This is a genomic window from Paenibacillus sp. TCA20, assembly GCF_000732325.1.
In the GTDB taxonomy this organism is placed as follows: domain Bacteria; phylum Bacillota; class Bacilli; order Paenibacillales; family Paenibacillaceae; genus Paenibacillus; species Paenibacillus urinalis.
Window position 1 is genome coordinate 215,290 of the sequence record NZ_BBIW01000004.1, and the last position, 24,181, is coordinate 239,470.

The window sequence follows — 24,181 nt, forward strand, 5'->3', positions numbered from 1 at the left end:
AAATGAAAGGCCCGGGGGAATCAATTCCTTTTCCCGGGCTTCTTTTTGTTTATCTTTGACTTGTTTTTGGCAGACGGCTCCTGTGATCTGCTGTGTTTGGAAACGCGAGATGGATTTGCCTTCGTTCTTCTGCCGGACCTATGGTGAGGATGCTTGGTATCCGGAGGAGGGATATCAGAAGTAGGCTTCGGAGCGGCCAAATGAGGATTATCAGCGGATGGTGCGGTGCTTGCTTCAAGGGAAGGATGTAACTGATCCGCGTCCAATATTGCAGAGAGATGCTCAGTCTGTACCCATCGATCTCCATAACGGAGATTTCGGAATGCCGCTCTCTGTTCCTTAACGTACAGCGGCTCTTCCAGCTCGCAGGATCTCCACATTTCAAGATCTGGTGTTGATACGGGTTCCTTGATAACAAGAAAATGATACATAATTTGATAGGCCACATTTAATTGGCTCTGCCGAAGCAGCACGAGCTCCAGATCATCGTACGCTCCGTATTTGGGGAAATAAAAAAACTCCATTCGGATCAGTCTCAAATCGATGGGAGCAGCTCCCGGGACAGGTTCAGCGAGGGACCATGCGGGCGGCCAGGAGAAGAAATGCTCCTCATCACCAATGAGCTTGTGATTATCCTGTGTCCAGTAGCGCGGGGAATGCTCGTTGAACTGCTGCTTATACAGCGGATTCACCATATTGGCCGTTACGTGGGCGTAAGGAGCCACGATACATACAATGGCTTTATGCTTACATACCCGGTAAATCTCATGCAGGACGTTGTTCAAATTATGAACATACTGGAGGCTGTGTGAAGCAATAAGAAATTCAGCGCTGTCGTCATCAAACGGAAGAGGATCATTTAAATTATGGACCAGATCGACCCCATCATAAGGAATCAAGTCGATACCGATACATCCGGGAAATTTCTGCTGTCCACAGCCTAGATCGATTCTCAAGAAAATCCCCTCTTTTCTAACAGGCCTGTATTGTCACAGGTCTTTGTCGGCTCTTCTTTAGTTGTATGCCGGGGGAGTTGATCTCGTATAAGCGTTCATCCCCTAAGGGCTAAACTTGTATCCTTCAATGGGCGAATCCATCTCTCTGCTCAAAAAGAAGTCGGATTTTTAAATATCAATTATGCTAAAGGACCTATTTATGGGATTCATTGTATAAAATATAATTCTACTCACAATATGAAGCGCTTACAAACATGTGTATCCAAAGCAGGTAGTTACCTAATTAAAGGAGGCTATATCATGTTAAGCAAAAAACGAAGCTGGCGAACTGCGGGGCTGGCGATGCTCAGTGCAGCGATGATTGGGGGTTGCATTGGTGTTTCCCCAGGCGATGCGGGGGCGGCGAATCCAAGGCAAATGGAGTATCTGGACCGCGGAGTGGTGGCTGTAAAAACAGGTACAGGTGTATTCGTCAGCTGGCGGCTTCTCGGAACTGAAGGCTCTAACGTCGGATTCAATGTATATCGCGATGGAACCAAGGTGAATGCTTCTCCCATAACGAATAGTACGAATCTGCAGGACAATGCCGGTACAGCGAGCTCGAAGTATACAGTAAGAGCTGTCGTGAATGGTGCGGAACAGGCTGCTTCTCCGGCAGCAAGCGTGTGGGGGACAAATCATTTGAATGTACCTCTGATGAAGCCTGCTGGCGGGACAACACCTGACGGTGTAGCTTATACGTACAGTGCCAATGATGCGAGCGCAGGGGATCTCGATGGCGACGGGAAATATGAGCTGATCGTAAAATGGGACCCGTCGAACTCCAAAGACAATTCGCAGAGCGGCTATACGGGGGAAGTATTTATTGATGCATACAAGCTTGATGGAACAAGACTCTGGCGGATCAGTCTCGGCAAAAATATTCGTGCAGGCGCGCATTATACTCAGTTTATGGTCTACGATCTGGATGGCGACGGCAGGGCCGAAGTTGCAATGAAAACGGCTGACGGTACCAAAGACGCTGCAGGCACGGTCATCGGTGATGGAAGCAAGGATTATCGGAACAGCAGCGGCTATATATTATCGGGGCCGGAGTATCTGACCGTATTTAACGGCCAGACGGGCCGAGTGCTCACTACAGTGAACTACGAGCCGCCGCGCGGCACCGTAAGCAATTGGGGAGATAATTATGGCAATCGGGTTGATCGCTTCCTTGCAGGCATTGCCTATCTTGATGGAGAAAGACCGAGTCTGGTCATGGCGAGAGGATACTACACCCGGTCTGTTCTAGTAGCCTATGATTATAGAAATGGTCAGCTCACCAAGCGATGGACCTTTGATTCCAATTCGTCCGGGAATTCGGGTTATGCCGGTCAAGGGAATCATAATTTAAGTGTTGGTGACGTGGATAACGATGGAAGAGATGAAATTATATATGGCGCAATGGCGGTTGATGATAATGGTCAGGGCTTGTATACGACAGGACTTGGCCACGGCGATGCGATGCACCTGAGCGATCTGGATCCGGATCGGGCTGGACTTGAGGTATTCCAGGTTCATGAGGTTCCTTCGAATGCAGGTATCGAATTCAGAGATGCCGATTCAGGGGCCTTAATCTGGGGAGTTCCAACGACCAAGGATATAGGCAGGGGCATGGCCTCAGATATTGATCCTCGGTATAAAGGAGCTGAGGTCTGGGCCAATGGAGTACTGTACACAGCGAAGGGACAGGTCATTGTTAACAAGGTACCGTCTACGAATTTCGGCATCTGGTGGGACGGGGATCTGAGCAGAGAGCTGCTGGATAATAATCGGATCGATAAATGGAATCATCAGACATCCACAACAACGAATCTGCTGACGGCTACAGGAGCAGCGAGCAACAACGGAACGAAGGCAACTCCAAACCTTCAGGCTGACCTGCTGGGAGACTGGCGGGAGGAAGCCGTGTGGCGGACAGATGACAGCACAGCCCTTCGGATCTATACAACGACTGCAGTTACAGAACAGCGGATCTACACCTTGATGCATGACCCCATCTATCGTCTTGGCATCGCATGGCAAAATGTGGCCTACAATCAGCCGCCGCATACCAGCTTCTACTTGGGCACAGGGATGAGCACACCGCCTGCACCGAACATCCGACTGGTCGGAGGACCCTAATGAAGAACTAAATAATCAGAATATCAGGGACCGCGTTTTTAATGCGGTTCTTTTTCTGTTTTTCCAATAGAATAGAGGAGGTTGAAAGGCGATTTGGAAAAAAGAGAGCACGTATCTTTTCCTATCTATAATTGTTAAAAAATGTTTGACAGCGCTGGTCTGCGTTATTAAAATGTAACATAACATACTAAACAGGTAGGAATAAACGATTTATTATCAGCCTACCGCAGGGCAGCGGATGAGCAGCGGCAGCATAGAACAGCAGACACGGAAGATAACCGGTTTGACCCTTCTATTGCGAGCCAGGCTCCTCCGTTTTTACTATTCAATGATGGGCGGCTTCTATAAAAGAAAGGATGTCTACTATATGAAAAAGGGTGTTCGTAACCGTCTGAAAATAGGGGTTGGGGTATTGCTTGCGGCTTCACTTGCTGCATCGCTTACCGCTTGCGGAAGTGGAAATGCCGATAATGGTTCTCTGAAGCTGCTGAACGTGTCCTATGATCCTACTCGTGAGCTGTATGAACAGTACAATGCGGCGTTTGCTGCCTATTGGGAGAAGGAGAAGGGGCAGAAGGTCACAATTAACGAGTCACACGGCGGATCAGGGAAACAAAGCCGTTCAGTGATCGACGGATTGAAAGCCGATGTAGTTACACTGGCTCTTGGCTATGATATTGATGCCATTGAAGCAGCTGGACTTATTGATGCAGGCTGGCAGGATGAATATGAGCTTAACAGTTCACCTTATACATCAACCATTGTGTTTCTTGTGAGAAAAGGGAATCCGAAGGATATTCAGGATTGGGATGATCTCATTAAAGAAGGTGTGGAGGTCATAACCCCGAATCCACAGACATCGGGAGGAGCCCGCTGGAATTATTTGGCCGCATGGGGTTACGCACTGAAGCAGAATAACAATGATGAAGCCAAGGCAAAGGAATTTATTACAGAGCTGTTCAAGCATACGCCTGTACTTGATACAGGAGCCCGCGGCTCCACGACGACCTTTGTAGAACGGGGAATAGGCGATGTTCTGCTCGCATGGGAGAACGAGGCCCTGCTGTCGATCAAGGAACAAGGTGCAGATAAATTCGATATTGTCTACCCATCGATCAGTATTTTGGCTGAGCCGCCTGTAGCTGTAGTAGACAAGAATGTAGATAAAAATGGAACACGTGAAGCAGCAGAGGCTTATCTGGAATACTTGTACAGTGAAGAAGGGCAGAAGATTGCTGCCGAGAACTTTTACCGTCCGACTCTTCCTGCTGTTGCTGAACAGTATAAAGAGAATTTTCCAGAGCTTGCGCTGTTCACACTGAACGATGTATTTGGTACATGGAAAGAAACACAAGAGAAGCATTTCAGCGAGAACGGAATATTCTCTCAAATCTATGTGCCAAGCAATTAAGCAATGAATTTACATTTTAAATTACTATTCATATGAACTCGACATTATTGCAGCCATACAAGACTAGAGATGCCGACCGGAGACGGCCGGAGGCATGAAGGGATGAGTAAGCATGAGCAGGGCAGGAACAGCCCGGGTCAGAGTACTTCCGGGTTTTGGGATAAATATGGGATTTACGGTGCTGTATTTAAGTTTGGTTGTCTTGATTCCACTAGCAGCACTGCTGTTCAATTCAACAGGTCTGACATGGGCCAAGTTTGCAGATATGGCTACGGATCCGCGAATTCTCGCGTCCTTCCGCGTCAGCTTTACGACTGCGGGCTTTGCTGCATTCGCCAACTTGTTTCTGGGGCTGCTGCTAGCCTGGGTGCTGGTCCGGTACGAGTTCCCTGGCAAGAAAATATTTGATGCCATCATCGATCTGCCCTTTGCACTTCCAACCGCAGTTGCGGGGGTTGCGCTCACGGCGCTCTATGCACCGAACGGGTGGATAGGCTCCATTGTTGAACCGCTGGGAGTTCAGATCGCATTCTCGCAGCTTGGGATTACGCTTGCCTTGATGTTCATCGGTATTCCATTTGTGGTACGTACAGTCCAGCCGGTACTGGCTGAACTGGAGAAGGATGTAGAAGAAGCGGCAGCTACTCTGGGAGCTGGACGCTGGCTTACTTTTCGCAAGGTCGTTCTGCCAGAGCTTATTCCTCCTTTGCTTACCGGATTTGCTCTTGCATTCGCGAGAGGAATCGGTGAATACGGCTCGGTTGTGTTCATTTCAGGCAACATGCCGATGAAGACGGAGATTGCTCCGCTCCTCATCATGACCCAGCTTGAGCGGTTTGATTATGCAGGGGCAACAGCGGTTGCGCTGCTGCTGCTTATCGTCTCCTTTGTCCTGTTGTTTCTTATTAATACATTACAGCGCTGGAGCCGGAAGACATCCCGCAAATAGGAGGAATGCATTATGGCAGGAACCGTACCTGTAGGAGCAAACACACGGACGAATGCGAACCAGTCCCGGGCGACGACAGAAGCGCCTTGGGTGAAATGGGTGCTCATCGGAGCGGCCATACTCGTTATGGGCTGGCTGCTGATTTTGCCGCTGGTTATTGTTATTGCTGAAGCGTTGAAGCAAGGGGCGGGGGTGTTCTTCGCTGCACTCTCGGATCCGGATGCGCTGTCCGCGCTTAGACTTACACTGCTGGTCGCTGTGATTACTGTACCGCTGAATACGGTGTTCGGCATCGCGGCCGCTTGGGTTATTACGAAATTTCAATTTCGCGGGAAGGGTCTGCTCATTACCTTGATCGATCTGCCCTTCTCCATTTCGCCGGTTGTTGCCGGCTTGATGCTTGTTCTTGTCTTTGGATCTCATGGATGGCTGGGACCTTTATTGGAGTCATGGAATATGAGCATCATTTTTGCGGTTCCAGGTATTGTGCTTGCCACTTTGTTTATCACGTTCCCATTTGTAGCACGCGAGCTGATCCCGCTGATGGAGGATCAGGGAACACAGGAGGAAGAAGCCGCTGTGATGCTGGGAGCCAAGGGCTGGCGAGTGTTCTTCCAAGTGACGCTTCCTAACATTAAATGGGGTCTGCTGTATGGTGTCATCTTGTGTAATGCCAGAGCGATGGGGGAATTCGGAGCGGTGTCTGTCGTATCGGGTCACATTCGCGGACTGACAAATACACTGCCGCTCCACGTGGAGATTTTGTATAACGAGTATCAGTTTGCCGCTTCATTTGCGGTTGCATCCCTGCTGCTCGTGCTTGCCCTGATTACACTTATACTCAAGAGCTGGTTTACTAGGAAGGGTACGCATTAGAGCTTTCTGAAGTCAGGGTGTGTTCCTGCAGATTCGAGCTATAGGTTTGAATAAGTAAGCAGGGTACGCTAATAGGCCCGATTTAATAGGAGGCGTTAATAATGACTAAACCGCTGAAAGTCGATGAAGTGTGGATGGATCGTATCGCCAGTTTGTTGAATGAAATGGAATTTGGCTCCTTGTCCATCATCGTCCACGAGGGGCAGATTGTACAGATGGAGCGGACCGAGCGCAAACGTTATGAGAACACATCTTCCAATACCTCTAAATCGGGCAAAGCTCGCAGTGCGGCGTCAGGAGCCGCTGATTCCAGATCGAGTGGTCCACGTGCACTGCGCAAATCCGGGTCTTCATAAACATTCATAGCTTATACCCTTGATTGAAAGCAGCTATAAGGTATTATGAATGGATTCGCTTGTATGTCAAAATGAAAATAAGCAGTTCCTCTGTCTTCTATTAGAAGCGTGAGGAGCTGCTTATTTAGGTTATGCTAACGATAGAGCTGTGATTCTTGCTTATCCATGGCTGCGAATTGACCGGCATAAGGCCGTTCTTTGCGGGAAGGCGGCTTGCTCCATTTGAATCCGAGCAGGAACAGAATCAGCTGTCCTCCCAGAACATAAGGTGCAGCAGCGAGCCCGATCAGATGAAATAGTGCTGCCAGAATAATGGCTAAGGACAGCAGATTGGTTATTAATCCGGCGGCCGTACGTGGTCTCATCAAGATGAGGATGTAAACGTATGCGATGGATATCATGCCGGATACGAGTCTTGCGCTCAGCAACACCCAGTCCCATGCAGAGCTTCCCTCGGTGATATCTCTTGCTCCTGTCATGAATTGGTACAACAGAACCGCGATACCTACCGCTGCAAGAGGAGCAAACATAGGCTGGATAATCTGCCAGAGTGCTTGTCCCCATCTTGGGGAGTGCACGGACGAGAACAATCGGTCTCGTTCGGCAGCCAGCCGGGTCATTTCCCGCTCCAGCGAACGTGAGAGTAATTGGAGCCCTGCTTCGTCACCTTCTGCAAGGCAGGCCTGAATCTGTTCTCTTAGATGCGGCGTAAGGCAGGGTGCAGATTTACTCTCCTGAAGCGCGAGGATGAGCGCTCCGTGCAGAGGCTCCCCAGGAAGACCGTCTTTCTTCAGCCCCAGGGTCAAATGTCCTGCAAGCTTGGAGTAGGTGTAGAGCGTGTCCTGAAGATCGTCCATTCGTCGGTACTTGCCCTGTCGCAAGCTGGATGCATGATATATGTAGAGCCACAGCAGCAGCACGATCATGAAGGCGGCAATTGCAATCACCTGTGCGGACAGCGAGATGCCGTCAATTTGTACAATAGAGCTCAGGCTTCTCCCTCCTTTACACGAATAGCGGCGATATCTTCTCTCACTATTGCATACGAATCGGGGGTTTTCAAGTCGAAAAGGGGACGAAGCTAAAATTAAACCGCAGGAGCATGCAGGACAGGAACATGTGTTTTCTTTATTTCTATAAATATCGTAAAATAGTTCTAGGAATAGAGATCAAGTAAAGCTGCATTTCGACATAATTAATCCTTGATTGGGCAAATCTAGAAAGGAACAATAGGTGGATCATTCAAAAAAACATACGGGGTGACTATAGACATGGAAATTACATATCAAATTCCTTCGCCGCAGGACTATTTGGACCTTCGCAAAGCTGCAGGGCTGTCCTTGATGAGTCTTGACGGAGCTCAGAAAGGGCTGCCGAACACGTTGTTCGCAGTCAGTCTAATGGAAGAGGGCAAGCTCATCGGCATGGGCAGAGTTGTCGGTGATGGAGGCTTACAGTTTTTTGTGACGGATATTGCTGTTCATCCCGATTACCAGGGCAAAGGATATGGGAAGACCATTATGGGAGAGATTCGAAAATACCTCGATGATCATGTCCCTGCGAAGGGCCTCGTGTCACTTCTGGCAGATATCCCGGCTGATCGGTTATATGAGCAGTATGGCTTTACGCATTCAGCACCCGAATCTCAAGGCATGCATTGGAAACAAAAATAGAAATTATTGGAAATTATACCTCGGTCGAATTGACAAATAAGTTTCACTATGAAAAGATGATAGATATACATTTAGATGCGAATGCTTGCAAATGGCCCCTGGTATTCTGAGATGGTTCAGAAGGAATAAGGAGGCCATTTTTTGGGTCATGGCAGCATTTTGCTGCATTAAGATATCGCTGGGTCCTCACTCTGAAACAGAAGGGTGAACTCTTATTTACAGTCATAGCATCAATCTTTTTCACGTCACTTAGGTCGTTATAAAGTGAGGAGATGTATGTTCATATGGGACAGTACAGCTATTTGAGTCATTTGGAATGTCCAAAGTGCGGACTGATTTATCATACAACAGGCGTTCAACAACTGTGCACTTGCGGATCTCCGTTAAACGCCCGATACGATCTGGATAGTCTTAAGAAGGAATGGAATCCTGAAGCATTACAAGGCAGGGAGATGAACCTGTGGAGATATCATGAACTGCTTCCTGTAAGGGAACCGGAGCATGTGATCACTCTGGGCGAAGGGATGACACCGCTGCTTCGTATGCCAAGTCTCGGGATGGATATGGCGATTCCTCAGCTGTATATGAAGGATGAAGGCTTGACTCCGAGCGGATCATTCAAGTCACGCGGCGCTGCTGTCGGTATATCCAAAGCCAAAGAACTTGGCGTATCCAAATTTGCGATGCCGACGAACGGGAATGCGGGCGCAGCCTGGTCCTTATATGCAGCTCGTGCCGGTATTCAGGCAACGATTGTAATGCCTGTTGACGCGCCGCTGATTACGCGCAATGAATGTATTGCCGCAGGTGCAGATTTGTACCTCGTGAACGGACTAATCAGTGATGCAGGGAAGATTGTTGCAGATAAGGTCCGATCAGAGGGGATCTACGATGCATCCACGCTTAAGGAGCCTTATCGGATTGAGGGCAAGAAAACGATGGGACTGGAGATTGCAGAACAGCTGGGCTGGCAGATGCCGGACGTTATTCTGTATCCGACAGGCGGCGGTGTCGGCTTGATCGGGATCTATAAAGGTCTGCTAGAGCTTCAAGAGCTGGGCTTTGTAACCGGTCGTCTGCCGAAGCTGGTTGCTGTACAGGCTGCAGGCTGTGCCCCGATTGTAAAAGCATGGGAGCAGAATGCGTCTGAATCGGAATTTTGGTCCGACTCGCAGACGATTGCCTTTGGTATTAATGTGCCCAAAGCGATCGGAGATTTTCTTGTACTTGACGCCATATATGAGACGGATGGAGCTGCCATCGCTGTGACAGAAGAGGAAATTTTGTCTGAACAGCGTTTGTCAGCCCGGTTGGAAGGATCGTTCATTTGTCCGGAAGGCGCCGCTGCTTTTGCTGCCGCACGAATACTTCGGGCTAACGGATGGATTCAGGACAACGAGAAGGTGATCGTCCTGAATACGGGCTCTGGCATTAAGTATCCGGAAACGATATCCGGCAATGTTCCACTGCTGAACCCGGGAGATACGATTCCCAAGGCGCTGACATGATCGAACTTATAATACAAATGAATAGCAGGAAGCCATCTCGCTCCAGCCGGGCAAGGTGGCTTTTCTTGTGAATATCGAATAATGTAAGGTGAGCAGGGGATTGTCTCTAACATTATTATGACGTATCTTTTTTGAATGAGAGAAGCATAACTAAGCTACGGAGCTTGAGTTGTAAACAATTGACGTTTTAATAGAGAGCATACCTGATTAATATAAAGTAAGCTTACGCTAGCATAGAACAGAAATGAGGACTGAATAATATGAATATAGCTTTATTTGGAGCAACAGGAACGATTGGACAAGCGATCTTGGAGGAAGCATTGGGCAGAAAAATGACGGTAACTGCCATTGTGCGGAATCGGTTTAAATTTAACGAGAAGCGAGAGGGACTCACCGTTGTTGAGGGTGACATTCTTAAGCCTGAATCGGTTGCTGAAGCCGTAAAGGGACATGATGTGGTCATTAGCGCATACGGTCCTGAATTCGGTAAGGAGGAAGAGCTGGTCGAGGCGGCACGTTCCCTCGTAGAGGGCATTCGAAACAGTGGAGTCCAGCGTCTGCTCGTCGTTGGAGGAGCAGGCAGTCTGCTGACCGATAGCGGAGTTCCGCTGATGGAGACTCCGGAATTCCCGGAAGAGGTTAGACCGCTGGCGCTCGCACATCGGGATGCATTTCATATTTACGAGGAGTCCGACTTGGACTGGACTTATTTGAGTCCGGCAGCAACGATCGAACCTGGACGCCGTACAGGCAATTTCCGAATTGGCACAGATCGTCTGATCCTGGATGAAGCAGGGCAGAGCCGTATATCGGTCGAAGATTATGCAGCGGCTATGGTGGATGAAGCGGATGATCCGTATTTCAGCGGGTCCCGATTTACCGTGGCTTATTAGAAGAGAATTCATCTTAGCGAGCGAGGGATCTATCTCTCGCTCTTTTTGATAGGAGGGGCTGGACAAGATGTATGTTGTAACCGCGAAGCAGATGCGTGAGCTTGATCACATCGTAATTGAGAAGATCGGCGTTCCTTCGGCAAGCCTGATGGAGAATGCAGGCAAGGCGCTCGCCGAAGAAGTGGTGAAGCTGTGCCGTGAAGAGCAGAATGGGCGAATAGAACGAGGAACACCGCGGGACCCGCTGCAGGAAGATGAGAATAACAATCGCAGGGCATTTGAGGAGTGGCGTGGTGTGAGAGGTACGATTCGTGCCGAGGAGACATTACGCATCAAAGACCGAAGCCAGGAACATTGGTTTATACTCATTGGAAAAGGAAATAACGGCGGAGATGGGCTCGTGTGTGCCCGGCATTTGCAAGAGGCGGGTATCAAAGTAACGATTGTTTATGCTGTTCCGCCTTCAGCACTGGAGCAGGATGCTGCACTTCAAAGAGACGCGGCAACGGCATATAGGATTCCGGCAGTCGTATATAGCGAGAAGGAGCCGCTGTCATTTCATGGCATTACCGGTATTGTAGATGCGCTGCTGGGTACTGGAAGCAACGGTGCGCCGCGCAAGGCTTATGCAGCCTTGATCCGTGAGGCTAATGAGAGCGGGCTCCCTATTGTCTCCGCTGATATTCCAAGCGGTTTAAATGCAGATACGGGAGAGCTCTATGAGCCTCATATCCGGGCAGAGATGACGGTGTGCTTCGGGTTGTTAAAACGCGGATTGACTCAGTATCCCGGTGCAGAGGCAGCAGGCCGCGTCAAAGTGCGATCCATTGGAATCCCTCCTAAGCTCGCAGCGGATCAGGGCATATCTGTACAAGTCCTTACAGAAGAAGTGCTGGAAGGGACGCTTGGAATGGATCTGGCGCTCCGAAGATCAGGCGAAGGGCATAAGGGAACCTATGGACATGTGCTGCTTACTGCCGGGACACTTGCCATGAGCGGGGCCGGGCTTCTGAGTGCACGTGCATCGCTCCGGTCAGGCTGCGGTCTTGCCACTTGGGCGCTGCCTTACGAGCTGATGCCGCATGTCATCGGCAAGGTGCCTGAGCTGATGCTCGCCGATGCGGTGAGCGGAAATGACGGGCTGTGGACGGAAGAGTCAGCAGAGCGAGTTATACAGCTCGCGGAGGGCAAGGATGTGCTGGCCATCGGGCCGGGACTTGGGCGCTTTGAAGGAGATACAGGGTGGCTTCGCCGCATTGTTGAAGCATGTGATGTACCTATTGTACTTGATGCTGATGCACTCAATATGGTCGCAGCAGGAGGGGAAGATTTCTTCTTGGGGATGAACCGGACTGCACCGCTCATTCTGACGCCGCATCCGGGGGGAGATGGCTCGTTTGATGGGGATATCCACGAAGGACGTCCAGCGAGACCGGATCACCCATGCGGCGGCATATGCAGAGAAGACGGGCGTTATCCTTGTACTCAAGGGCTCGCGCACGGTCATTGCTGCTCCTTCAGGCAGCACCTATATTAACCTGACCGGACATCCCGGTATGGGAACCGGCGGTGCAGGGGACGTGCTGACCGGCATTATAGCGGGTCTATTGGCTCAGGGATGGAGCGCTGAGCAGGCAGCAGCATACGGTGTATATCTGCATGGACTCTCCGGAGAACGTGCTGCATACAAGCGGCATCATCCGGGAGGCATTATTGCCGGCGACATTATTGACGCATTGTAATACAGCGTATTGGCAAGGAGCCGCCGGTAAGGCGTCTGCACACAGATTTACAAGTCAAATTTAAGGACACGCAGAAGCGTGTCCTTTTTACGTTTAGTATTGGAGTAAATCTTGACGACCAGGAACTTAGAAGGAATAATACGTCAGCCCATACTCCATCAAAAAAGAACGAACGAGCAGTCTGGAACTGATAACAGGATGCAGCTCTTCATCCGCGTCCTGCATCATTTGCAGATCTGCGAGTGCTTCCTCGGCTATTCGGGTTCGTTCCATTCCCCATTCCTGTTCATGATCTGCAACGCAGAGCTTGGCCTGCTCCACGGTCAGCTCCTTCAGGATGGCAAACACAGAGATCCATGGAATCAGATCCCCGGGAGCACTCTCCTGTGGCAGCTCAAATTCAGCAAAGCCGTGTGCTGTCCCGCAGGTTATTTTAAACAATCCGCAGTAATGATATTTCTCCTCTGTCAAATAAGGAAGCCGGCGTGAATCATAGCGTATGATTTCCATCGAGCTGATCGCATCCGTTGTATAAGCAGGTACTGAATTATTCCCCATATAGGCGAGTGCCACGAGTATTCATCCTCCATTAATCATCCTCATTATTATGTTGATCATCATATAGCAAATGTCACAGACGAGTAAAATGATCCTTGTTCTAAAAAAACCGGTTTTTCAGCAAATCGGACGAAATGGATGAAAGTAAGCGGTTAATTAAGGGCCAATCTCGACCGATCGGACCTATATCTATCGTTGTCAGCTTCTTGCGCAAAAAGCAAGGAAAGTGGAGTTAGAGAGAGGAACGAAGAGGAAAATAAAGATAACAATCCGCTATGCGAAGTCAATGATTCGAAATTCGTCTTATATGAGGAGCGGACTTTCTTTACAGCACATTCGGTCAGGATTATGATTCTTGGCATAAAAGCTTTCGCCATACAATTTCATACCGCTTAATCCTTTGATGAATGAAAAGGAGCGGGGGAACCAGTGAGGTTTGCTATGCAGGCTTCGAGGGGTGAATCCTGAAGAGCACACCATATGTGCTTAGTACAGGTAGGGCGACTCTCACGCCCGAATCCGACAGCTAACCTCGTCAGCGTATCTAGAGAGACTTTCTTATATCCGAGCTCTTAAGTGGCAGCGGCTTGTTCCCGCCTGCCTACGAATAAGAAGCTGCGCGAGAGAGATTTCTCTTGCTCGGCTTCTTTTTATTGCCGGATGAAGGGAGAAACAGGAGGGGAATGCACAAATGTCCGTTGATGACGATGACGTCATAATTGTTGCAGCTGGGGGTAAGCCGGGCAGATCCTTTATAAAGACCCTGCTCATGAAGGGTTTGCCGTTTGCCATCTTGGTCAGCTCTGAGCATGAGCGTAAAGAAATGCAAAGGCTCTATGTGGAACCGGTCATTCAAGTGGATTCTTTCGAACAGGCACCTGAGCCCCCTGATTTCCACGTAGGTCACGTATTTCTGTTCGAGGAGAGTCTGCCCGTGTGCTGTAAGTACATCCAAGTCTGCCGGTCATGGACCTGTAAGCCAATCTATGTCATTACAGAGCGAAGCAAGCCGCGGCTCATCTACAGAGGGCTTGGTGCAACACATGTCATCTACAGCCGCGGCAGCGACTGCTCTTTCTTACTCTAAACCGGAATCGGGAGGTGCTAAACCAATGCTGGATTTTATCATGATCGTATTGATCAGCTTGTTGACGCTTATTTCAATCGGAGTTATCAAAGGCTCAGACTTAATCACCTCGGAAGGGAGTGAACAAAAATGATGTGGGTGCTGCTTGCTATTGCAGCTGCTGTATTCATTTATTTGGTCTACGCACTGCTTAACCCAGAGAAATTTTGAGACAGAACAAAGAACTAGATTCATTTAACAATGAATAAACGACATTCACTAACAGGAGGCTGATAAGTCGATATGTTAACCGTTATATCCATCTGTGTGACCCTCGCGGTCGTGCTCCTGCTGGCTCGCCCTGCAGGTCTATATATTGCAAGTGCATTCCGTTATGAACCAACCCGGATCGATCCGTGGTTCAAATGGATAGAGAGACCCCTCTATGCTGTCAGCGGCATCAAGGAGACGAATCAAACCTGGAAGCAGTACGCAGCTTCCTTTGTCATCAGTAACACGGTCATGATTGTACTCGTCTATCTGATCTTTCGGATACAGGCCCATCTGCCGCTGAATCCAAGCGGTGTAGCAGGTATGGAGCCGACGCTTGCTTTTAATACGTCGATTAGCTTCATGACCAATACGAATCTGCAGCATTACAGCGGGGAATCTGGTCTCAGCTATTTATCACAGATGATCGCCATTGTGTTCATGATGTTTACTGCTCCGGCCTCGGCCTTTGCGGTGGCGATCGCATTTATTAGAGGACTTACAGGCAAGCCGCTCGGTAACTTCTTCGTAGATGTCGTGCGAAGTATAACAAGGGTATTGCTTCCTGTCGCTATTGTCTCCGCTATTCTGTTTATTGCTGCTGGTGTTCCACAGACGTTAAAAGCAACAGCAGCCGTAACGACGCTTGAGGGTGGTGTTCAGGAAATTGCGAGAGGTCCAGTAGGTTCCTTCCTGTCCATTAAACAGGTGGGGAATAACGGCGGTGGATTTTTCGGAGTAAACTCGGCTCATCCGTTTGAGAATCCTAATGGATTCACGAACCTGCTGCAGATGGTGCTGATGCTTCTGTTCCCGGTCTCCCTGCCCTTCGCATATGGCAAGATGGTGGGGAACAAGAAGCAAGGGCGTGTCCTGTTCGTCTCGATGGCGATCATGTTTCTCGTGCTGATGGGGGTATCACTTGGTGCTGAAACGAACGGTAACCCTGCGATGGAGGCTGTAGGAGTTCAGCAGGAAGGCGGCAGTATGGAGGGGAAGGAAGCCCGCTTCGGTGTGGCCTTGTCATCTCTGTATTCGGTCGTAACGACCGCTTCCGAGACAGGAGCAGTTAACACGATGCATGATACGCTGACACCGCTTGGCGGTCTTGTCACTTTGGCTAATATGATGCTGAACACGGTGTTCGGCGGTATGGGAGCCGGCTTCCTGAATGTGCTCATGTACGCACTCATTGCTGTCTTTTTATCCGGTCTGATGGTGGGACGCACTCCGGAATTTCTCGGCAAGAAGCTGGAAGGCAAAGAGATTAAGCTGATTGCAATCAGCCTGCTGATTCAGCCGCTGCTTATTCTGGCTCCTACAGCTTTGGCACTGTTCACCAATGCGGACACGATATCGAATCCCGGATACCATGGTCTGTCGCAGGTGCTGTATGAGTACACTTCATCGGCTGCCAATAATGGCTCCGGATTTGAAGGCTTAGGAGATGCTACACCGTTCTGGAACATTTCGACCGGAATTGTCATGTACTTGGGCAGATATCTGTCGATTGTACTGCTGCTTGCGGTTGCAGGATCACTGGCTGTGAAGAAGAGCATCCCTGTGAGCTCAGGTACATTTAGGACGGACACCTATTTGTTTGCCGCGGTCTTTGTCGGTACCGTGCTGATTGTAGGGGCACTAACTTATCTCCCGGCGATGGTGCTTGGACCGATCGTAGAGCATTTGACGCTGAGCAGATAGTGTAGGGACGATTTTCATAAAAAAGTTGAAGCTCTTATTTGAATGGAGGAACGATCGTCAATGGGACAAAAGAAATCAATGCTGAACAAGAAGCTCGTGCAGAGAGCGATGCTTGAAGCTGTCTATAAATTGAACCCGAAGTTAATGCTGCAAAATCCGATCATGTTCGTCGTCGAAGTGGGTATGGTGATCACGTTTCTGTTGACCCTGTTTCCGAATCTTCTCGGTACGGATGGCTCACGGGGATTTAATCTGACCGTCACAGTGATCCTGCTGATTACTGTCTGGTTCGCCAATTTTGCGGAGGCGCTTGCTGAGGGCCGGGGGAAGGCACAGGCCGATAGTCTGAAGCAGACCAAGCAGGACATTTCAGCAAACAAGGTGGCTGGCGATCACATCAAGGTGGTCTCCTCCTCAGAGCTCCGTAAAGGCGATGTCGTATTTGTAAGAGAAGGTGAGCTGATACCGGGTGATGGTGAGGTTATTGAAGGACTTGCTTCCGTCGATGAATCGGCGATTACGGGAGAGTCGGCACCGGTCATTAAGGAGGCTGGCGGAGATTTCAGCTCGGTGACAGGCGGCACAAGGGTTGTCAGTGACCAGATCAAGGTCCGGATTACGAGTGACCCGGGAGAGTCGTTCCTTGACCGGATGATCTCCCTGGTGGAAGGTGCCAAGCGGCAGAAGACACCGAATGAAATCGCGTTAAACACCGTACTGATGAGCCTTACGATTATTTTCCTGCTCGTTGTTGTTACGCTTCCGTTTTATGCGGGTTATCTGGAAATCCAGCTGGAAATCCCAATCCTTATCGCTTTGCTGGTTTGTCTGATTCCGACGACCATCGGCGGTCTGCTGTCTGCTATTGGGATTGCAGGTATGGACCGAGTTACTCAGTTTAATGTGCTGGCGATGTCTGGTAAGGCAGTTGAAGCTTCTGGGGATGTGAGCACCATTATATTGGATAAGACGGGGACGATCACTTATGGGAACCGAATGGCAAGTGAATTTGTGCCGGTTGGAGAAGAGACACAGCAATCGCTAGTGTACTGGTCGGCTGTCAGCTCAGTCAAGGATGAGACGCCGGAAGGGCGATCGGTGCTGGAGCTCATGAAGAAGATGTCGATTACGATGGATGAAAATGCGGCCGAAGGGGAGTTCGTACCTTTTAGGGCGGAGACAAGAATGAGTGGGCTGGATCTTCCTGATGGAAGACGGGTACGAAAGGGCGCAGTGGATTCTATTAAAAAATGGGTGAAGGAGCAAGGAGGCAGCATCCCGTCGAACCTTGATACGAACAGTGATGCCATTGCAACAGCCGGTGGGACCCCGCTCGCAGTTGCAGTCGACAGTAAAATCTACGGACTGATCTATCTGAAGGATACGGTCAAGCCGGGGATGAAGGAGCGCTTTGATCAGATGCGTGAGATGGGGATCAAGACCATCATGTGTACAGGTGACAATCCGCTGACCGCAGCAACCATCGCCAGAGAGGCCGGAGTGGATGATTACATTGCGGAAAGTACCCCAGAGGATAAGATTGCGGTGATTCGACGAGAGCAGGCGGAAGGCAAGCTCGTCGCGATGACTGGAGACGGAACGAATGACGCACCGGCCTTGGCCCAAGCGGATGTAGGGATAGCGATGAACAGTGGTACGGTTGCTGCTAAGGAGGCGGCCAATATGGTTGATCTTGATTCTGATCCCTCCAAGATTATTGAGGTGGTCGCGATCGGGAAGCAGCTGCTGATGACACGGGGAGCGCTGACGACGTTCAGTATCGCGAATGATATCGCCAAGTATTTTGCCATTATTCCGGCGATGTTCATGCTGGCTATTCCTCAGCTTGAAGCACTCAACGTCATGAAGCTGGGCTCACCGTCATCTGCCATCCTGTCTGCGCTTATATTTAATGCGATTATCATTCCGCTGCTGATTCCGCTGGCGATGAGGGGGATTCGGTATAAACCCATGAGCACGGCAGGCCTGCTTCGCCAGAATCTGCTGATCTATGGCATCGGCGGCGTAATTGCTCCGTTTATCGGCATCAAAATAATTGACTTGATTGTACACATTTGGGTATAGGAGGAAGATACAGATATGCAAGTATGGACGATATCACTGAGGGTAAGCCTTGCGCTGCTGCTGCTGCTTGGACTGGGCTACAATCTGCTGGTCACCGGCATCGCACAATTCACCATGCCGCATCAGGCGAATGGCAGTCTGATCTACAATGAGCAGCAAGAGCCGATCGGTTCAGAGCTGATTGGGCAGCAGTTTACAGAGCCCGCGTATTTTCATGGAAGAGTATCCAGCATCGAGTATAATGCAGCAGGCTCGGGCTCGGGCAACTATGCTCCTTCAAATCCCGATTTACTTGCTCGTATGGAAGCCTCCATACAAGAGTGGCAGAAGGAGAACCCCGAAGTCCCTATAAGCCAGCTGCCCGCAGATCTTATCACGAATTCAGGCTCGGGGCTTGATCCACATATTAGTCCAGAGGCGGCAAGAGTGCAAATTCCACGAATCCATGCTGAAACCGGCATCTCCGAGGAAGAGCTTATGCAGATGGTTGACCAGCATACCAAGGGCAGACAATTCGGTTTCCTGGGAGAGCCTGTCGTTAGTGTCCTGGAACTTAATCTAGAGCTTCAATCGAAGTTTACAATTCAGTAAAGGCGGCAGGAGGGGAGCTGAATCGATACCTTTCGCAGAAAAACACCGGAAGAAATATTGGCAGTTATTCAGAAGCAGGGCCGAGGCAGGCTGCACATCCTGATTGGTGCAGCGAGTGGAACAGGGAAGACGTATCATATGCTGCTGGAGGGCCGATCGTTAAGTGAGCAGGGAGTCCATGTTGTGATCGGCTCTATGACGGCCTCCGACCGGGTCGAGACATCCCAGCTCATGAACGGGCTGGACCGAGTTCCTGGCATCATCTGGAGCAGAGGCGGGACAGAGACGGAGGATCTGGACGTGGAAGCGATCCTCTGCTGTCGTCCTGAATGGGTTCTGGTCGATGAGCTGGCCCACCGTAATCGTCCAGATGCAGCTGCAAGAACTCGGCTTGAGGAAGTAGAGCGGCTCCTTAAGCATGGCATCAGTGTGGTCACGACCGTGAATGTCTATGAACTGGAAGGGGTTCAGCATACAGCCAGTCAGCTGACAGGCATCAAAGCGGCGGAGGTTCTGCCTGGTCATGTGCTCGAGATGGCGGATGAAGTAAGACTTGTAGATGTGACGCCAGAGAAGCTGCTCAGCAGGGTGGAGCAGCACAAACTCCGGGTTGATCAGCACTCCTCCGTCGTGAAGGAGGGGAATCTCTCGGTCCTGCGTGAGCTTGCCCTGCGGCTGGTGGCAGAAGGCGTTGGCGAATCCTTGATCAAGCTGCGAGAAGAACAGGGATATACAGGGCCTTCCCGCACGGGAGAACGGATCCTTGTCTCGGTGCAGTATCACTTTAACGGCTCTATCTATATCCGTAGAGGGCAGCAAATTGCAAGAAGACTGAATGGGGATCTGCGAATTGTTACGTTTGTTGACCCTGACCGTAAACGGACCAAAGAGGAGGAGGCATTTCGCAAAGCGATGATTCAGCTCGCTGATAAAGTGGGGGCCAAATTCGAAGAGCTGCCGCTTCGGTCAAGACGAATGCTGCCCGATCAGCTCGTTGACTATGCCTTGAGAAATGGAGTGACCCGCATCGTTATGGGTCATTCCAAGCAGAGCTTCATCCAGGAGCTGCGGCAGGGGTCCGTCGTGAAGGAGGTGCTCCGCAAGATCCGTCATGTGGATTTGTTTCTGGTCGCGGATCGGGCTGATCATGATGGGGAACGGATTCTGCCTACGAAATCCTTGAATACTGCCGGGAGCTCCTCCCTGGTAGAGATCAAGGAACGGCATAATCGCAGCATCAGAGGACACTTCAAACTATACATTGGGGCTGCTCCGGGTGTAGGCAAGACGTACACCATGCTGCGGGAAGGTAATGAGCTTCTCAACAGCGGTCTCGATGTCCGGATTGGTCTGCTTGAAACACATGGACGCGAGGAGACAGAGGCACAGACAGGTCAGCTTCCGTTCATCGAACGGAAGAGAATTGCTTATCGGGGGACGGAGCTGACGGAGATGGATACCGAGGCGATACGACGGGAAGCACCGGATGTGGTACTTGTGGATGAGCTTGCTCATACCAATGTCCCGGGCAGCCGGCTGAGAAAAAGGTACGAGGATGTCCTTGAAATTCTTGAGGCTGGCATTTCTGTCATCTCAACCATGAATGTACAGCATCTAGAGAGCCTGAATGATACGGTCGAGCACATCACCGGGGTTAAAGTAAGAGAGACAGTGCCGGATTCCATCCTGCACCTTGCCGACGAGGTGCAGATTGTCGACGTCGCGCCAAGGGCACTGAGAAAGCGGATGCGTGAGGGTAAGATTTACGCTCTGGAAAAGGTCGATCAGGCTTTACAGCATTTTTTCAAAGAGGCCAATCTGATTGCACTGAGAGAGCTTGCACTTCGAGAGCTGGCAGATGATGTGGATGAACGGATGGAAGCCTGGGAGCGAAACCATTCACTCCGCGGTCCATGGCGCAGGGAGGAAGTGATTCATGTCTGTGTAGATGCACACGAAGAAGCAGCTCGTCTCATCAGGCGAGGGTTTCGAATTGCGCACAGGCTCAAAGCGGTCTGGTACGTGAATCATGTACAGTTTACGGATCGAGGCAGCTCCTTGCATAAGGAGTATGAGCACAGACTGGATCAGTTAAAATTAATGACAGAGCGGCTTGGCGGAGTATTCCGTGTGATTCAGGCAGGTGATCGAAGCCAGGTGCCGGAGCTGCTGATTCAATTGGCCAATCAGGATAAGGCCACACAGATCATTGCAGGCCAGTCTAGGCATCACTATCGATTAATGGGATCAAGCAGGAGAAGAGGCGTTGCCCATCATCTGGTACGTAATGCACGGCATATTGATCTACTGATCGTGGCAAAAGACCTGTAAAAGACAGGATGCAGCTTGTTCCCCAGGTTGACAGCGGAAAGGGGAATCATGTTACAATATACCAAGAAAATAAGTAGGAATTAACAATAGATAAGCAACACAAATACTTGTCAGAGGTGAATAACGTGGCCAAAATCGCTGTCATTAACGGAAGCCCTTCCCTGACTTCCCGGATCAATGCTGTTATCGAATTTGCAGAAAAAAGTCTTAGAGAAGCAGGTTTTGAAGTTGAACGCATTAACGTTGCTGAGCTCCCGCCAGGAGACCTGATCCATACGAAATTTGAAAGTGAGCCCATCGTGAAGGCTAACGGTATTGTGGCTGAAGCAGATGCGGTTATTATAGCGAGCCCGGTATACAAGGCATCATATACAGGCGTGCTCAAGACATTCCTGGATCTGATTCCGGAACGGGGACTTGCCGGCAAGACCATTCTCCCGCTCTTTATTGGAGGGAGCCTGGCCCATCTGCTGACCATGGATTATGCACTGAAGCCTGTCCTCTCCGTGCTCGGCGCTCGTCATATTTTGGCTGGTGTTTATACGGTGGATGCACAGGTTGCACGTAATGATCAAGGGGGCCTGGATATTGCTCCAGAGCTGGTAGAGCGTCTGCAAGCCGGACTCCAAGAATTTACCGAGGAAATTCAGCTTCGAGAGAACCAGAAGAATTCGAAATAAGCGGATATGAACAGAGAAGTCCAGTGGATGAACGTCGTCAGCTGGACTTTTTGGTGTAAGTGAATTCTGTATGGGAGGGAGCCGTATTAGGGGCAGGGTAGTGCATGTTCTCCCTACGGATCGAGAAATAAGACGTGGTTAAATATGGTATTATGGGAGTATATCCTATTTAACGGAGGTGAGCCATACTTGAATATCCAAGGTATTAATCATCTTTGTTTTTCTGTATCCAATCTGAGTCAGTCCATCCGGTTTTATGAGACTGTATTTGGGGCCAAGATTCTGCTTGAAGGACGTACACTTGCTTACTTTGATCTAAACGGAATCTGGATTGCACTGAACCAAGAGAATGTCCCGCGCAATTATACGACACCGACCTACACGCATATCGCGTTTACCGTAGATGAACAGGATTTGAATGAGCTGCGGGAACGGCTCGCAGAGGTGAATGCCAAGGTATTGCCAGGCAGAGAACGGGATGCAAGGGATCAACAGTCCATTTATTTTCTCGATCCGGATGGGCATATGTTTGAGTTCCATACAGGGACACTGCAGGACCGCATGAATTACTATAGGGAAGATAAGCCGCATATCAAGTTTTTTTGAAGCATAATTTTCACGTGGAAAGAGACTTCTGAACGATCAGAAGTCTCTTTTTTTAGTCCTCGTATTGTGCAGCATTTGAATATACTCAGTGAAGCAATTCTTTATTGGCTTTAGACAGTTTCCACAGGTAAGAGGGGGTAAATCCTCATTTACAACTTCATCACATCCATACTGCGTAATAAACTTAAGAAAAAAAACAGGGAGCGATGGACAATGAAAAAAATGAGATCACCTCTATATTCCGTTGTATTAACTTTGGTTATTGGATTAACTGTAAATACAGGCGCTGTGTTCGCTGATATAGAGGGAAGTTCAAAGGATCAGGCGAATCCGCCCGGGACTGTAGAGCCGCAGGATCTGAACTCCCCAATGCCTAAATAATGAATTCGAGAGGGTCATTTCCTCACTTAAGATACATTCGGTAATCATTATAATCCATACCATCATTACGCTCGCTGAGTGTCAGGAGCTTGTAGCTGGATTCGGCCTCACTGCCTGCATTCAGTCTTTTGAGCAGATCATAGCTCATTCTCAGGAAAAAGTAGGCCTGTTCTGGATTAGCCTGCTCATGGTAGACAGCGCCCATCAGCCTGTACAGGCGCGCGCGCTGTACACCGCTATCGGTTAAATCCAGCAATCGAATGGCTGTTTTGCAGGCCTTTTCTGCTTCCTCTAGATTGCCTTCCTCCAAATAGAGCTTACTCATTTCTTCAAATATCGAAGCTTTCTTATCCGGCATGTTGCGTTCGTCGTAAATGGATGCACATTCATGCAGAAGGGGGAGAGCTTCTTTCTTTTTGTCTGTGTGCAGCATAATGACAGCAAGATTATGGAGGGCAAAGATATACGATTCGCTATTCCCTTGTTTTAAGCAGTCCACAGACTTTTGAGTCCAGTAGAGACTTTCCTGTGAGTGAGGATCTGATTTGAAATAAGCTTTGCCGAGTCCCATGGCAATCTCGCCATATGACTCGGGGTTACCTGCCATCCTGGCTTCATCCTCGGCTTTTAAGTAAGCATCAATCGCTTCCGGAATTTCACCCAGGAACATATGAGAGGTCGCCAAAAAGGTGAGAGCAGTAATATGCTCCTCCTGTAAATGCTTCAGCTTGCTGCTGTAGGTGTAGGCTTGCTGATATTGCTTCTTCGCCTGGATATAGGATTCCATATAGATCGCTGCTTTGCCCATTTCCAGATAGAACTGGGTAATGAGCTTGCGGTCTCCTGAACGGATAAACAAAAATTCGGAGGACTCTCCATGCTCGGCAGCCCTGGAATACTGCTTCATCCGATTGCAGCTTCTGATCATGAGCAGGTAGGCTTCTGCCTGTACAGGCTCAGGCACGGCAAGCGTCAGAAGATGTTCAGCGATTCGGATGCAGGAATCGTTGTCTTCAGCCTTGAAACGCATGTATGCCTTGTCAAGTAAGGCTTCGGATACATCCTCGTGGATCTCATCCTCTGTCACTGAACCTAAGAAATATTCAACTGGCTTGCCCAGACGCTTGGCAATTACTCGCAGCATGCGTGAGGAAGGCACCGCTCTTCCCTTTTCGATCAAGCTGATATAAGCCCTTGTCATTTCCTCGCCGGCAAGCTGTTTTTGTGATAATCCCTTTTGTTCTCTGGTTTCTCTAATTTTTTTTCCCAGCATGGCAGTTGAATAAGCTCCTTTCAACACAAAGTAACTGTCAATTCATTTACATCGGATTAACGACGTTTACCCCCATTTACCGTTTAAAAAGGAAAATTAAGGATGTAGA

The 24,181-nt window shown here is 49.6% G+C and carries 21 protein-coding genes, 1 pseudogene and 1 riboswitch; of the genes and pseudogenes, 18 read left to right on the top strand and 4 right to left on the bottom strand.

What is annotated here, in order from left to right; all coding sequences use genetic code 11:
• Positions 1 to 20: 20 nt before the first annotated feature.
• Positions 21 to 956 carry a methyltransferase domain-containing protein gene (locus tag TCA2_RS09820; protein ID WP_052511869.1) on the bottom strand — a complete coding sequence of 312 codons (936 nt, stop codon included), beginning with the start codon at positions 954 to 956 and terminating at the stop codon, positions 21 to 23.
• A gap of 357 nt (positions 957 to 1,313) precedes the next feature.
• Here TCA2_RS09820 and TCA2_RS09825 point away from each other — a divergent pair, with 357 nt between their 5' ends.
• The 5 genes from TCA2_RS09825 to TCA2_RS09845 all read left to right on the top strand — a co-directional run bounded on the left by TCA2_RS09825 (position 1,314) and on the right by TCA2_RS09845 (position 6,711).
• Complete coding sequence (locus tag TCA2_RS09825; RefSeq protein WP_370510331.1) at positions 1,314 to 3,119, top strand: rhamnogalacturonan lyase; 1,806 nt, start codon at positions 1,314 to 1,316, stop codon at positions 3,117 to 3,119.
• A gap of 367 nt (positions 3,120 to 3,486) precedes the next feature.
• Positions 3,487 to 4,530 (top strand): sulfate ABC transporter substrate-binding protein, encoded by a 1,044-nt coding sequence (locus TCA2_RS09830; protein WP_047911420.1) that lies wholly within the window; start codon positions 3,487 to 3,489, stop codon positions 4,528 to 4,530.
• Between the two features lie 112 nt (positions 4,531 to 4,642).
• Positions 4,643 to 5,479 carry a sulfate ABC transporter permease subunit CysT gene (gene cysT, locus TCA2_RS09835; RefSeq protein WP_047911421.1) on the top strand — a complete coding sequence of 279 codons (837 nt, stop codon included), beginning with the start codon at positions 4,643 to 4,645 and terminating at the stop codon, positions 5,477 to 5,479.
• Positions 5,480 to 5,491: 12 nt separating this feature from the next.
• Positions 5,492 to 6,355 carry a sulfate ABC transporter permease subunit CysW gene (gene cysW / locus TCA2_RS09840; RefSeq protein WP_047911422.1) on the top strand — a complete coding sequence of 288 codons (864 nt, stop codon included), beginning with the start codon at positions 5,492 to 5,494 and terminating at the stop codon, positions 6,353 to 6,355.
• A 101-nt stretch (positions 6,356 to 6,456) separates the two neighbouring features.
• Positions 6,457 to 6,711: a YezD family protein gene (locus TCA2_RS09845; RefSeq protein WP_047911423.1), complete on the top strand. Its 255-nt coding sequence runs from the start codon at positions 6,457 to 6,459 to the stop codon at positions 6,709 to 6,711.
• A gap of 134 nt (positions 6,712 to 6,845) precedes the next feature.
• Here TCA2_RS09845 and TCA2_RS09850 read toward each other — a convergent pair whose 3' ends face one another.
• Positions 6,846 to 7,658 (bottom strand): hypothetical protein, encoded by an 813-nt coding sequence (locus TCA2_RS09850; RefSeq protein ID WP_152557692.1) that lies wholly within the window; start codon positions 7,656 to 7,658, stop codon positions 6,846 to 6,848.
• 324 nt (positions 7,659 to 7,982) lie between these two features.
• Between TCA2_RS09850 and TCA2_RS09855 the strand changes: the two genes are divergently transcribed.
• The 4 genes and pseudogenes from TCA2_RS09855 to TCA2_RS09870 all read left to right on the top strand — a co-directional run bounded on the left by TCA2_RS09855 (position 7,983) and on the right by TCA2_RS09870 (position 12,527).
• On the top strand, positions 7,983 to 8,384 hold the full coding sequence (locus tag TCA2_RS09855) for a GNAT family N-acetyltransferase (protein ID WP_052511873.1): 402 nt from the start codon (positions 7,983 to 7,985) through the stop codon (positions 8,382 to 8,384).
• Positions 8,385 to 8,668: 284 nt separating this feature from the next.
• A complete protein-coding gene (locus TCA2_RS09860; RefSeq protein ID WP_047911425.1) occupies positions 8,669 to 9,892 on the top strand; it encodes a threonine synthase in 1,224 nt (407 codons plus the stop codon).
• A 260-nt stretch (positions 9,893 to 10,152) separates the two neighbouring features.
• Complete coding sequence (locus TCA2_RS09865) at positions 10,153 to 10,785, top strand: NAD(P)-dependent oxidoreductase (RefSeq protein WP_047911426.1); 633 nt, start codon at positions 10,153 to 10,155, stop codon at positions 10,783 to 10,785.
• Positions 10,786 to 10,852: 67 nt separating this feature from the next.
• Positions 10,853 to 12,527, top strand: a pseudogene (locus TCA2_RS09870) (NAD(P)H-hydrate dehydratase).
• Between the two features lie 126 nt (positions 12,528 to 12,653).
• On the opposite strand, the gene TCA2_RS09875 reads toward TCA2_RS09870, so the two are convergent.
• Complete coding sequence (locus TCA2_RS09875; protein WP_047911427.1) at positions 12,654 to 13,100, bottom strand: hypothetical protein; 447 nt, start codon at positions 13,098 to 13,100, stop codon at positions 12,654 to 12,656.
• A gap of 364 nt (positions 13,101 to 13,464) precedes the next feature.
• A riboswitch (cyclic di-AMP (ydaO/yuaA leader) is annotated at positions 13,465 to 13,642 on the top strand.
• Positions 13,643 to 13,776: 134 nt separating this feature from the next.
• On the opposite strand from TCA2_RS09875, the gene TCA2_RS09880 reads away from it, so the two are divergent.
• The 9 genes from TCA2_RS09880 (at position 13,777) to TCA2_RS27170 (ending at position 22,799) form a co-directional block, all read left to right on the top strand.
• Entirely contained in the window at positions 13,777 to 14,172 is a 396-nt protein-coding gene (locus TCA2_RS09880; protein ID WP_047911428.1) for a hypothetical protein, read from the top strand.
• A gap of 132 nt (positions 14,173 to 14,304) precedes the next feature.
• On the top strand, positions 14,305 to 14,382 hold the full coding sequence (gene kdpF / locus TCA2_RS27980; RefSeq protein ID WP_370510332.1) for a K(+)-transporting ATPase subunit F: 78 nt from the start codon (positions 14,305 to 14,307) through the stop codon (positions 14,380 to 14,382).
• A gap of 72 nt (positions 14,383 to 14,454) precedes the next feature.
• The gene (gene kdpA, locus TCA2_RS09885; RefSeq protein ID WP_047911429.1) at positions 14,455 to 16,125 is read left to right on the top strand and encodes a potassium-transporting ATPase subunit KdpA; all 1,671 of its coding nucleotides are present in this window, start codon (positions 14,455 to 14,457) and stop codon (positions 16,123 to 16,125) included.
• A gap of 60 nt (positions 16,126 to 16,185) precedes the next feature.
• Positions 16,186 to 18,210 (top strand): potassium-transporting ATPase subunit KdpB, encoded by a 2,025-nt coding sequence (gene kdpB, locus TCA2_RS09890; RefSeq protein ID WP_047911430.1) that lies wholly within the window; start codon positions 16,186 to 16,188, stop codon positions 18,208 to 18,210.
• A gap of 15 nt (positions 18,211 to 18,225) precedes the next feature.
• Positions 18,226 to 18,801: a potassium-transporting ATPase subunit KdpC gene (gene kdpC / locus TCA2_RS09895; RefSeq protein WP_047911431.1), complete on the top strand. Its 576-nt coding sequence runs from the start codon at positions 18,226 to 18,228 to the stop codon at positions 18,799 to 18,801.
• A gap of 57 nt (positions 18,802 to 18,858) precedes the next feature.
• Positions 18,859 to 21,132 (top strand): histidine kinase, encoded by a 2,274-nt coding sequence (locus TCA2_RS09900; protein WP_370510328.1) that lies wholly within the window; start codon positions 18,859 to 18,861, stop codon positions 21,130 to 21,132.
• 125 nt (positions 21,133 to 21,257) lie between these two features.
• Positions 21,258 to 21,812 carry an NADPH-dependent FMN reductase gene (ssuE, locus tag TCA2_RS09905; RefSeq protein WP_047911433.1) on the top strand — a complete coding sequence of 185 codons (555 nt, stop codon included), beginning with the start codon at positions 21,258 to 21,260 and terminating at the stop codon, positions 21,810 to 21,812.
• A 144-nt stretch (positions 21,813 to 21,956) separates the two neighbouring features.
• Positions 21,957 to 22,418: a metallothiol transferase FosB gene (fosB, locus tag TCA2_RS09910; protein WP_202964132.1), complete on the top strand. Its 462-nt coding sequence runs from the start codon at positions 21,957 to 21,959 to the stop codon at positions 22,416 to 22,418.
• Between the two features lie 213 nt (positions 22,419 to 22,631).
• Positions 22,632 to 22,799 carry a hypothetical protein gene (locus tag TCA2_RS27170; protein ID WP_193746020.1) on the top strand — a complete coding sequence of 56 codons (168 nt, stop codon included), beginning with the start codon at positions 22,632 to 22,634 and terminating at the stop codon, positions 22,797 to 22,799.
• 22 nt (positions 22,800 to 22,821) lie between these two features.
• On the opposite strand, the gene TCA2_RS09915 is transcribed toward TCA2_RS27170, so the two are convergent.
• Positions 22,822 to 24,072, bottom strand: coding sequence for a helix-turn-helix domain-containing protein (locus tag TCA2_RS09915; protein WP_047911435.1), 1,251 nt, complete (start codon positions 24,070 to 24,072; stop codon positions 22,822 to 22,824).
• Between the last annotated feature and the right edge of the window lie 109 nt (positions 24,073 to 24,181).